8 protein-coding genes are annotated in these 12,409 nt (G+C 44.7%); 5 read left to right on the forward strand and 3 right to left on the reverse strand.

Annotated features, from left to right (window positions below; all coding sequences use genetic code 11):
* Both QXF64_05325 and QXF64_05330 read right to left on the reverse strand, forming a co-directional pair.
* On the reverse strand, positions 1 to 1,672 hold a 1,672-nt coding region (locus tag QXF64_05325), incomplete at its 3' end, for a hypothetical protein (protein MEM1689896.1).
* A gap of 86 nt (positions 1,673 to 1,758) precedes the next feature.
* Positions 1,759 to 6,513 (reverse strand): DUF2341 domain-containing protein, encoded by a 4,755-nt coding sequence (locus QXF64_05330; GenBank protein MEM1689897.1) that lies wholly within the window; start codon positions 6,511 to 6,513, stop codon positions 1,759 to 1,761.
* A gap of 138 nt (positions 6,514 to 6,651) precedes the next feature.
* Between QXF64_05330 and QXF64_05335 the strand changes: the two genes are divergently transcribed.
* From QXF64_05335 to QXF64_05350, 4 genes are read left to right on the forward strand one after another with little or no spacing between them, the layout of a single operon-like run.
* Complete coding sequence (locus tag QXF64_05335) at positions 6,652 to 8,775, forward strand: ribonucleoside triphosphate reductase (protein ID MEM1689898.1); 2,124 nt, start codon at positions 6,652 to 6,654, stop codon at positions 8,773 to 8,775.
* 33 nt (positions 8,776 to 8,808) lie between these two features.
* Entirely contained in the window at positions 8,809 to 9,420 is a 612-nt protein-coding gene (gene dcd / locus QXF64_05340; protein MEM1689899.1) for a dCTP deaminase, read from the forward strand.
* Positions 9,417 to 10,088 (forward strand): FAD-dependent thymidylate synthase, encoded by a 672-nt coding sequence (gene thyX, locus QXF64_05345; GenBank protein ID MEM1689900.1) that lies wholly within the window; start codon positions 9,417 to 9,419, stop codon positions 10,086 to 10,088. The genes dcd and thyX overlap by 4 nt, the downstream gene beginning before the upstream one ends.
* On the forward strand, positions 10,085 to 10,810 hold the full coding sequence (locus QXF64_05350) for an anaerobic ribonucleoside-triphosphate reductase activating protein (protein MEM1689901.1): 726 nt from the start codon (positions 10,085 to 10,087) through the stop codon (positions 10,808 to 10,810). Before thyX ends, QXF64_05350 begins: the two co-directional genes overlap by 4 nt.
* A 17-nt stretch (positions 10,811 to 10,827) precedes the next feature.
* Here QXF64_05350 and minD read toward each other — a convergent pair whose 3' ends face one another.
* Positions 10,828 to 11,643 carry a cell division ATPase MinD gene (gene minD, locus QXF64_05355; GenBank protein MEM1689902.1) on the reverse strand — a complete coding sequence of 272 codons (816 nt, stop codon included), beginning with the start codon at positions 11,641 to 11,643 and terminating at the stop codon, positions 10,828 to 10,830.
* Positions 11,644 to 11,745: 102 nt separating this feature from the next.
* On the opposite strand from minD, the gene QXF64_05360 reads away from it, so the two are divergent.
* Positions 11,746 to 12,315, forward strand: coding sequence for a CS domain-containing protein (locus tag QXF64_05360; protein MEM1689903.1), 570 nt, complete (start codon positions 11,746 to 11,748; stop codon positions 12,313 to 12,315).
* The last annotated feature ends 94 nt before the right edge of the window (positions 12,316 to 12,409 follow it).

Genomic DNA, 12,409 nt, shown 5'->3' on the forward strand with positions numbered 1-12,409 from the left:
TAGTATCGTGGGCATAAACATACTTTCTGCCCGACAATATGTTTTCAGCGTAGCAAGCGGCTCCATTTGTCAAAAGTCCAGGCCAGGCCGCCATATTTTCCCAGTTTTCCTCCGAGAACGAGCAGATCTCTGAGCGGAGGGACTTCGCACACATCGTTACCTGAATTGTTCTGAGATCCATACCAATATCTCGCACGACCAGCGTAAACGTCTGCCATAAGTAAGGAGTCCATTCTCTCTCGCTGATAATCAAACTATCGACTGCTGGTGCATATGGGGCTGGAGACACCGAGGTGAGACCAGAGAGAATTTGTTGATTGTAGTAGGATTGGGTGGGCACTTCCTCAAACTCCAGCTCAAAACATTCGTACAGATTTGTACCGACGTTTGAAGAAAAGAAACTATCTCCTAAGTTTGTAAGGGAAGATCCATCCCAAATCAAGGCACCAAGTTTAAGCTCAGAGTTTAATCTTGCTCCTAAAATCTTCACTTCGTCAGGTTTCCAGTTTAGATTTCGCCGGAGCTGAATCCAAGAATCTCCTCCGAAAGCTTCCACCGAAGATGAGGACGACCAGCCAAGACCCGGCTCCCATACCTTATATTTGATGTCGCTGGTGGTTATATCGTCATAAACAAGTAAACATCTACCTCCGGTTGGTTCCCATTCCAAATCAAACGACCTTAAGTCATCATTTTCAAGAGATGCCGTGTGTTCCGGGTGAACCTCCCAAGATGATCCGTTCCATAATGCTGTGTTCAGATCTTCGGCTCCATCCAGGATTCCCAACATTAGATTGTTCGATCTCGGATCCGATTTTAGGACTAGGTGATATGCCGTGCCGTCCATCGCCGAAACCACCAGTTGCATAGAATTATCTCCTTCCCAACTCGTTCCTAACCATCTGCGGTATCTGAGATTGTCCGTGGCTTCGCCTACAACAAACATCGCATAACCGCTTTGACTCTCATATGCTACCGCCGCCGGTTGTTTTTCTGGATTCTCCGTATCATGCCAAAGCTGAACCTCATTCGTCCAAGCGCTTCCGTTCCATATCAAACCGATAGAGTTTTCCCCGCTGAGCGTGGCCACGAGCGCAATCTCGTTGGAATTTGGCTTGCTCGCCATCTGCATGTACCTGAAATAGCCCGATGATGTGATAGTGTCGTAGTAACTTTCCGCCGACCAATTAGAACCGTCCCATATCCTATATCTAAACCTCCTAGGAGTAGTTGTTGCCCATACTAGAATCGCTCTACCGGAATTTTGCTCGTATGCTATGTCAAAGCACTTCGCTACCGCTTGGTATGAACCAACAAAAGCAAAATTGTTCCACACTTGCCACGTACTTCCAGTCCAGATATAAACATCCAGGTAAGCGTCATCACATAACACCACAACGATTTTCTCATTTTCTCTCTCGGGGAGCGGACAGTATGCTACTCTAACCCATCTGATGGAGCTCCCGGCAGATGGGAGCTCTATCTCTTCACCCCAACTTGCTCCATCGTATGCTCTCATTTTTGGGATGTTTTCGCCCGCTCCAGAAACGGATCTATAGACGATCAGGGCTCCACTTCTTTTCAACGGATTCGATGGAGCGTGAACCACCCCTACATCGACTAAACCAATAATACAACATACCAACAAGACTAAAGCTAGATATTTTCTCATCCAGCCCCAAGAAACTATCAAATGATGGAAATTAATATTTTTCGGTTCAGTCACAGAGAAAAGTAATGACTAAAGCTGGGATTTTTTTAACCAAATATCTTCGGGAGTACGACAAATTTCAAAACTGTAAACACTGCAACCAAGCCAATGATGATACTTACAATGATTACGGTCGGTATGGTCGACGTAGGCATTTCAGTTTTTATTACACTGATCGCTGTCGTAAGACCGTCAACCGAAATTATGTGCTCACCTATTTCGTTTAACTGTAGCTGGAAGGTGATCGTCCTTCTTTGTCCTGCCTCAAGTGTTACTTTTCGATTGTCTTTCACTTCCCCATTTACCTTCAAAACTATCGTGTATTCACCAGAAGCTGTGCCGATGTTGGCGATGTCTACAAAAATTGTTACTTGTTCGCCCACTCTAACATTTTCTTTCGAAAGTCTTAGGTTTTCAACAATGAAGCGCGGAATCGGGACCAACTGCACTTCTACCAAATGCTCAACTGTTTGAGAAACGTTTCCCGCAGCGTCCCTCCCCCTCACAGAAATCCGGTGAAAACCGATGTCCACCTCTGCCGAGAAAGTGAAAGAAATGCTTTGCGCCGGGGTTATGTTCTCTATGCTTATCCAATCACCGTTATCTATGCTGTATTCGATTGCCACTACGTACGTTGTATTGTCTCTGGCTTCACCAGCATAAACTAGCAGATTATCATATGTTACATCAGGCGGCGTTTGCGTTAGGTAAACAACTGGTGGAGTCGTGTCGATTATTATGCTGTAAATGCTTGAAATAATCTCACCAAAATCTCCAAAGAGGATAATCTTCCACCAATATTTTCCATCAGTAAGCGGAAGTGGTGTGTAAGAGGTTTCCCCCGCCCCGAGCATGACGTCCACAACCAAATTGTCAAACTCTCGATCAGATGCTATGAGCAATCTTGCGCCCGTGGCTCCCGATGGCATTTCCCACCTGAAAGTCGGCTGATTTCTAGATACTATGGTTCCATCCGGTGGGTATAGCGATAGCGGTGTTCTCGAGAGTACATACATTTTCCCGGCCTCGGCAGAGAAAACACGAAGTCCTGATGAACTGTCATACATCATTACAACATCCTCGCCCGAGTCCGTTTTCACTTGAAATAGAGAGGAAACTTCACCTCCGAGACCACAGCGATAACTGCCTTCGAGTGCCAATAGTCTAAAGGTTATCTGATTGTTTTTCTGCAGTACCTCGGCCGGAGCATCGGTGTAGATAAAAAGATCATTGCCGATGGGGTGGAACTGAAGCAAAGCAAGTTCGGGAAGCATGCCGGCGCAGTACGGAGGTTGACTTATCGCTCCCAATTTCTCGTCTACTCTAGATATCCCAAAACCCTCAAGAGGGATGAACCAGTTCGGATTTACTGGCAGAGACCACTCCTTCGGTATCCCGGTGTAGATATTTGATTTGTCTGTATGGAATGGCGCAAGAGAATCTCTCGCAGACGTTCCTTTATATCGCAAAAGTTCTGAAGTAAGCTGTGCGGCTTCCGGCATCAGAACATCACGGCCTTCTTTGAGGTAAAGATAGAGATACTTTATGAGTGCCTGCTCTTCCCAACCATTGGCATATGAGAGGTTCGGCCTAGCACTAGTCAGGAGAAATATAATTCTATTTTCATAGTTTTGGACCCCCCAACGGAAATCCGGATTGAACAGCCAGGAATCCCTCAAAATCGTGGCGAGCGGTATGTATGAACCTTCCAGATAACGGAGATCTCCGGTTATTTCATAAAGTCTGAGTAAAGCCAGTGCTCCTATGGGTGTTGCAAAAAACTCGTATGAAAATTCAAATCCCATGTTCAGCAGAGCTTCGGCAGCTCTTTTCGCTTCGTTCAAAAATTCGATATTGTCCGTGAACTTATAGTAATAAAGCATTATGAAAATATATTGGCCAACAGCCTCAAATTGATACCCCCCATCTTCTATCGGAGCACTATTGTAGACATTCACGCGGAACGTAAATATGTAGTCGACGCCCCTTCCCAAATCCATAATGACGTCGGCTGTGTCAACAAACATACTCTTGACATTTTCGGAGCCAAAGTATTCAGCGTAAATCGCCCACTCGCAATAGTCGTAGAGAAAATGAACCGGCTCAACCGTTCCTCCCCCTCCGAAAATTCCTCGACTCCCTTTCGCATTCACGTAATTTGGATTGTATTTCCCTGCGATTATCCTCTCCGCGTTCTCCGTGAATTTTAAAGCATTCTCTGACTTGAATTTATCAGCATAAATGGAGTAGGAGGTAATGCCATAGGGGTGAAGACCACCACTTCTGCCGATCTTAGCGAGTTCAGCGTTCTGTTCTTTGAGATCCCTTATGGAGTTCTCAACTACTCCGGGCCAATAAGTGTACACTGTCTGCGGTTTCTCAACTAGTTGGTAAATAGCATAAAGGTTTTTGATGAATATCTTCATGTACTCTATTGTACTGTAAACGCTCGGACATGCTGGATAAAGTGAAAAAATACCGTTGGAGACCAACAGATTGAAGTTTTCCGGCAAGATTCCCTTGTTAGAGGGCACATCATAACCGAAGGTTATGGGCAACGTTTTGGATGTTCGGAAGAATCCTGGAGGTTGCCGAACTACGTCATTCGAATGGTGAGTGTAACCATCTATAACCGTGAAAAAGTTTCCAGAATATTGGAAGAACCTGTTCAGAGAGGTGAAGTCGCAGTAGTAAAGAAATGTAGATTTCAAAACTGTTGGGTCTCCAAAAAATATGAACTGATTTAGATCACGGCAGTATTCGTCGTGCAAGCCACCGCTCCAAGCGTTTGGAAGTCCATCGAGGTAATCTCTGAGTAAGGGATCTATGTTCGAGCCCGCGTTATCGGTATAACGGAACTCCGGATATACTCCGGAAAAGAAACTCTGAGAAATATTGGATGACGGTCTTATATACAGCCTATAATTGACTGTTCTCGGCAAATCCTTGGGAAGGATCACCTGAACCTCGTATTGACCCCAAGAGAGCGTGCCTACTATTTTCCCTGTTATAGCGTTTTCCATGTTTTCGACCGTAACTCCAAACACGTTAGACGGACTGAGCACTTGTAGGTATGGGTCCCCTCCACCAGGAACTAGCCTAAGAATCCTCGATGGTCCGGAGTTTTCGGGGTAAATTGAGATATATTCCTGAGATTTTCTGTACTCTATTATGTATTCACCTGTTCTGAAGGTGAAACCGTTTTCATCTTGATTGAGTACGTTCACATCTACTATCTCAAACATGAAAACCGGAGAGGGAGTTTTTCTTCCGGATTTTCCAACTGCAAGTACTTGCCAGCTGTGTGTACCTATCGAAAGCGGTTGAGTTGTGTATTCGGTCAAACCTGCTGGGGTGTTTTCAACATTTATTCCGTCAATCCAAATTTCATAATGTGAAATTTCTTCGCCATCCGTTTTCGCATTTTCCCAAACTAGTTTCGGAGTTCTATTAGAGATTGTTCTTCCATTCCAGGGTGAAAGTAGATTAAACGGAGATGGTTTTGGCCTAGTGTCTACCCTAAACCAGCGAACCTCGGAGGGTGTTTCTCCATTATCATTTACTGATAGCAGACGCCAGTAGTATGTACCATCGGATAAAGGTATCAGAGTCTGATAGTTACGCCGATCAGCATCTAGAGTCTCGCTGATGATTATCTCCGTAAAATCTTGGCTTGCTGAGATCTGCAGTACCTGACGTGAGGTGATTGGAGAGGGCGTCCATTCGAAACTGGGATTTCGTCCGGTTGTTTCCCCATTCATTGGAGATTTGAGAGTTGCTGGAGGAGGAGGTCCGGGCCACACTTCTTCAGATCCAACAGAGACCTGGGGCTCGGAACTCGAATACCTGCGGACAAAGAACCAGTCAAAGTGATAAGAAGAAGTGCCTCCACTATCCCAAACGGCTAGGTTGTATTTGTCGCAGTAGTTATTTGCGTCTGTCAGAGGGTTCCAATTGTTGGTTTTCTCAGAAGATACCCAGAGAATCTGTCTGTAGTTTTGATTGTCTTCGCCGAAAAGAAATCTCGTTCGAATTTTGTTATTTAAATAAAGGAAGACCTGTCCAATATACCATTTGCCCTGTTCCACAATCGCTGGAGATTGCTCACCGTCGGAGAAAAAGCGAATTCCGGAAATATTATGAATGCAGGCATATTCTTTTTGACCACCAAAGTTTCCTGGACCGCTCAGAACAAGACCTCCACGGTAAGCAGATCTGGCTCTAACTCTGAACTCCAAGACGCGCTCGACAGACATTTCAGATGAGGGCGGTTTCTTTTCTATTTTTGTCATGGAATCTCCAAAATCGAAAAGTGTGACGTGCTCACCTCTCCAGCCCACGCCGAAGGTGTTCACAACTCCCCACGCCTTCCGGTTTCTGTAACCTCCAAAGTCGTCGAAGAAGAGGAAGACATCTTCACCGTTCTCCGCGCTCTCAGCGTTCTGGTTTCCGTAATACATCCAGATTTCGCTGTCTGAGTTCTCAAGCCTTCTCACCCAGACAACGTTTGTGTATTCTCCCTCGTTTTTTTCAATCCAGTAGGGAAGAATCCCTCCCGTTTCATTTTCCAAAAATCTCATGCTAGGATATGCAATTTTGGGAATCTCTGGCGGAATGACGATTTTTATCTGGAAATTCTCCGGGTGAGAGCCACTTATTATAATTTTTCTTCTGTAGGGCCAGTTATCATTCCACCAAGAGGGAGCCTGAGAATCCGAAGGGACCTCGGGAAAACAAATCGGCACGACTGAAAGCAGTATTATGAATGAAAGAGATAGGACAAAGATTCTGTGTGGCTTCATGTATTTAATTTGTTGACATGTAAGTGTATAAAATCTTTTCGTCGAAAAGCTGTAAACGAATCTTCGAACAGAATAAATTCCGAGTAGTGTGAAAAAGTTTTAAAGTGAATTGTTAAGACTTTTTCGAAGGTTGAGAAGATGGTTGTAACTTACAGGAGCAAAGATAATATTGGTCTACCATCACTTCCTAAGAAAGTCAGAAAGAGAGGTGGACGGCTTCAGGATTTTGATCCTGAAAAAATCACACGGGGGATTTTCCGCGCCGCACAAGATGTAGGCGGAACTGACAGAAGACTTGCCGAGATGATAACTCGAGAGGTTCTGGAAAAGCTTCCGAAAGAGGAGATAGTAGACACGAGAACAATTGGAGACATTGTTGAGAAAGTTCTAATAGAAAGAGGACATGCAAAAACAGCGAAAGCGTATATTCTCTATCGTAGACATAGAGAGGAGCTTCACCGTTTGAGATTAACATCGCTTGAGGTAGAGAGGCTAGTGGATGAGTATATTGGAAGAATAGATTGGCGAGTCAATGAAAACGCAAACGTTCCTGTATCTATGAGCGGCCTCGAACACCACGTGGCCGGAGTTGTTATCAGCAACTACACTTTATCGAGAGTATACCCGTTAGAGATATCTGATGCTCATGTGAATGGAGATTATCATATCCATGATCTTTATAGGGGGATAACCGGATATTGCGCCGGTTGGAGTCTTCCAAAACTTTTGCAGGAAGGGTTTAACGGAGTTCCACACCGGGTGTCTTCAAAGCCGCCAAAACATCTTGACACAGCACTTCTTCAGATGGTGAACTTCATTGGAACTCTTAGCAATGAGTGGGCTGGAGCAATGGCCTTTAACTCTGTCGACACTCTACTTGCTCCGTTTGTGAGAAAAGATAAACTCGATTATAAGCATGTTAAGCAAGCAATACAGACATTCGTGTTTAATTTGAACGTAACAACAAGATTTGGCGGTCAAACTCCATTCACCAACATAACATTGGATTTAACGATTCCGGAAGATCTTGCTAACCAGCCCGCCATTGTTGGAGGCGAACCTTGGGAGCCCTATGGCGACTTCCAAGAGGAAGCAAACATGATTAACAGAGCTTTCTTGGAGGTTTTCATGGAAGGTGATGCGGACGGAAGACCGATGACATTTCCTATCCCAACTTATGGAATAACTAAGGATTTCGAATGGGATTCCGATCTAGCCGATCTTCTGTTCGAAATGACTTCAAAATATGGACTGGCGTACTTCAGCAATTTCATCAGCTCGGATTTGCGACTGAGTGATGTTCGTTCTATGTGTTGTAGGCTTAGACTAGATCTAAGGGAACTAAGAAACAAGGTTGCTGGAGGTCTTTTCGGAGCGGCAGATGCTACCGGTAGCGTTGGTGTTGTTACAATCAATCTTCCGAGAATTGGTTATCTCAGCAGAAACGAGGACGAGTTCTTTGAGAGACTGAGTTATATAATGGAGCTGGCGAAGAAATCGCTTGAGATAAAGCGCACGCTTGTGGAAAGAAATATGCAAAATGGGCTTCTTCCATATACCCTGAGATATCTTGGAACGCTCGAGAATCACTTCTCCACAATAGGACTCGTCGGTATGCACGAGGCTTGCCTGAACTTGCTAGGAGTCGGAATAGACACACAGGAGGGGCATGAATTCGCGATAAAAGTTTTAGATTTCATGAGGGAGAGAATATCAGATTTTCAGGAAGAAACTGGCCATCTGTTTAACTTGGAAGCAACACCAGCTGAATCTACGTCTTACAGGCTGGCCCTTATCGACAAACAGAAGTATCCACAAATAAAAACCTCCGGATCTAAGACACCGTATTACACGAACTCTACACAACTCCCAGTCAACTATAAAATGACTCTTGCAGAGGTCGTAAAGCATCAAGAGCCGCTGCAGGTTCGTTACACTGGAGGGACTGTGCTACATGTGTTTGTGGGTGAGGAAGCCCCAGACAAAAACGGATGTAAGGTTTTAATCAGACGGATTTTCGAAAAGAGTAGATTACCTTATGTCACAATCACGCCAACGTTCTCGATATGTCCAGATCACGGATATATGCGGGGAAAATATTATAACTGTCCCAAATGTGGAAAACAGGCAGAAGTTTACTCAAGAATTGTCGGTTATTTCAGACCTGTGCAAGATTGGAATGCGGGAAAGAAGGAAGAGTTCGAAGAAAGAAGTTACTACGACAGAAGAATCGAAGAAATCTCATCTAGAGTAGAGGTATAAACTGTCAATATGAAGTAGTTCAGGGGACTTGGGATGCTGCTGTCAGATAGAGACATTCTTGAAGAAATGAAAAACAAAAATATCATAATTGAACCGTTTGATCCTGCAAGATTGCAGCCGAATGGTTATGATATCTCTGTTGGTCCTGTCTATTACTGCCTGCGTCCAGATTTGGATGTTCTTTTTCCGTTTGATAAGGAGCTACTCGAGAAAGCTTTCGTGAGGAAAGTTGCGGAAACTAGAACGATTGAAGTTGGGGGGAAAAAGTTCCGCGGCAGGTTCATAGAGATTCCTCCACACGGATTTGTGCTCGCAGCGACCAGCGAGAGAGTCGGGACGAGAAATGGCGTAGTGGCATCGATACGCACGAGATCTTCTCTAGCGAGATGTGGGATTTGTGTAGTGAGGGGAGCAGGCTGGGGGGATGTCGGGTTTGACGGTGTTTGGACAATAGAGATTCAGTCGGCGATAGACAAGACGTTTTACTTACCGGTCGGGTTGAGGGTTGGACAAATGGTTTTCTTCAAAACGAGAAGCCCGCCTCAAAACCCATATCAAGGAAAATATTCTGGATTTTCAGAGCCAGTTCTTCCATCACTTTACAAAGACAAAGAGCTGAGTAAATTAGTGGAGGAAATAAAGTGAAGGTGGAGCTTCTGGCTTTCACACCAGACCCGGAGAAAATAGCAGCAGTGTCTGCAAGATCTTGTAGGTCGATGAAGAGTGCAAAGGAACTTTTGGAAAGCGAGAATGAGGAGAAGCTTCTAAAGGTTCTGAAAACATGTGTGGAGCTCGGACATACATCCGTTTTAGAACACGCTGTGTTCACTTTTTCCATATCTGGCATTTCGCGAGCTTGTACGCATGAGCTTGTTCGCCACCGGATAGCCAGTTATTCTCAACAGAGCCAGAGAACAGTAAAAATGGAAAGCGATATTTATATCGTTCCACCAAGCGTCAGGGAAAAACCCGAGGCGATGGCTGTCTATCAAGAAGTGATGACGAAAGTGAAAGACGCATATTCAAAACTCGTGGAAATGGGAATTCCTCTTGAAGATGCGAGATACGTTTTAACAAATGCGACCCCAACGAACATCGTTGTGACAATGAATGCAAGATCTCTTCTGAATTTCTTCGAGCTGAGGTGCTGTTTGAAAGCACAATGGGAGATCAGAGAACTGGCGAACGAAATGTTGAGGCTTGTAAAGAAAATCGCGCCAAGAATTTTTGAAAAAGCTGGACCGCCCTGCATAAGCAGAAAGACTTGTCCGTATAAAGATGAGAGTTGTCCAATGTTCAAGGTGACCCTTTGATCTCTGGAGTTGTTCCTCTTTCAACGATAGATTGGCCGGGAAAAATTTCGGTTGTTGTTTTCATGAGCGGATGCAATATGCGGTGTCCCTGGTGCCAAAACCCAGATTGCGTGCTTGGGGGAGTTAAAATGGAAATAGAGGAAGTTTTACGAACAATTGAAAGATCCATTCCAATGATCGACGCCATAATCCTTTCTGGAGGAGAACCAACACTTCATCCGCAGGAATGTTTTGAAATCCTAAAGTTTGGAAAAAAGCTCGGACTTCTCGGAGCTTTAGAAACGAATGGAACACAGCCAGAAGTCTTGAGGGAGATCCTTCCATATTTGGACTTCTTGGCTGTGGACGTGAAGGCGCCCATATCCGACCCGAATCTTTACTCACTGGTCGCCGGTGGAGTTCAGGTGGATACGGGAAAGATCGTGGAAAGTTTGAAAATTGCCATGGATTCTGGCATCGAACTGGAGCCTAGGACAACAATTGTGCCAGGACTGAACGACAATGAAACAATCGTTGAGAGAATCTGCAGGGATCTTCACGAAATCGGGGTGCGAAAACTCAGATTAACACAGTTCAGAAATGAGAGAACTCTTGACCCGGAGTTCCAGAAGATACAACCGCCCAGCAGAGAAAAACTCATAAAGCTGGCACAGATTGCCCACCATTTGAAAATAGATGTGTGTATATTCACGGCGGAACGGGGATTGGAAAAAATTTCATGAATCGAAGTTTTCGTCAGCTATAGCTTTCCGGTGAGTACCCGGATGAGTCTTTCGCTTGTCTCCGTCAGAGATGACTGCTGAAGCTGGGGAGGATCTGCTTTTCCAACGATTATTTCGGCGAGCTTGTATATCGCCTCTGAGGCTTTGCAGTCCGGGTCGTAAACAACAAATGGCATCCCATGAAGCTCTGCCTCCTGAACTTTTCTGTCCTCCGGAATCTCGGTCAAGACATGAATTCCTTCGTATGCTCTGCTCAAAAACTCCTCTATTTCCTCGGGTGGGACTTCGGATTTTCTTTCAACACGATTAACGACTACCCCTCTCGCCCAGCAACCCATCAAACCAGCGAAGCGGAGAACTTTGTAACCGTCAACTATGCTTGTGTAGGTGGGATTGCAAACGAGAAGCATCTCCTTGGCAGCAGCCATTGAGAGTATTGTTGTTTCTTGAAGACCTGCGGGGGCATCTATAAGGATGAAATCCGAAGAACTCAGAAGATCTTGAATAACTTGGCGGACCTTTTTTCTATCTACTCCTGCGAGGGCTTCGTGGGCATCCTCGAACCTGAAGCCTGCCGGGAGTAGTCTTACCCCGTGGCTTTCCCTCAAGGCTTCCGAAAGTTTTGCTCTACCTTTGATGACGTCGAGCAGACTCGCTTTTATCTGGTCTATGCCCATTACAAGAGCGAGGTTGGCCATCGTCAAGTCGGCATCCAAAATCGTGACTTTCTTACCCATAGCGGAAAGAGCCACACCTAAATTTGCCGCCAAGGTTGTCTTTCCCGTTCCTCCTTTACCGGAGGTTATCGAAATAGATCTGGGCCTGGGACGCACTTTGCACCTCTCTTTTTATCGTGGCGAGGAGGTTTAAAAGTTAGAACATGACTATTTCTACGAATGTTTAAATTTCCTTAATACATAGAATAGTTTGATATCATGACTGATAGAAAAAGGAGAAAACCATCAGACTTTTGGGATTGGGACGATTTCGAGGAACTTTTTGAAAAATTCATGAGAGATGCGTTAAGATTCTTCAAAGATATTGAAAAAGAGCAAGAGTTTTACATGCGCAAAGCACAACCAATGTTTGTTTCTTTTCGCATCGTTCAAGATGGGAAAAATCCTCCAAGAATAGAATTTTCACGTGGTGGGCCTGGAATTCGACCGGTAGAAGAAGTAAGGCCACATAAAATCGAAATAAAGCCTGCAAAAATGGAGAAGAAACCCGGAGTGAAATACGAGGAAGCTCCGTATACTTACAATGTCGACCCGAGTAAAGTGAGCATCGAGATAAACGTTGAGGGTGTTGAAAGCGAAGATAACATCGAAATGGATTTCGGAGAGGAATCTGTCGAAGTGAAGATATACTCGCCGAAAACTGGAAAGAACTATTTTGCCGCACTTCCCCTGCCTGGAGAAGTTAACCCAGATGAAACAGAGATAAAAGTTGAGAAAGACAAAGTTGTGATCAAAATCCCGCGTGGATACACAATCAGGCAGTATTGAGTTTAGAATTTTACTCTCTTAGCGAGTGTGCGACTTGATCGAGAGAGATATTTAAGAATTCCAAAGACATTTGAATTGGTTATCCGAATTTAGA

The organism is Candidatus Hadarchaeales archaeon, assembly GCA_038823825.1.
In the GTDB taxonomy this organism is placed as follows: domain Archaea; phylum Hadarchaeota; class Hadarchaeia; order Hadarchaeales; family Hadarchaeaceae; genus JAVZGN01.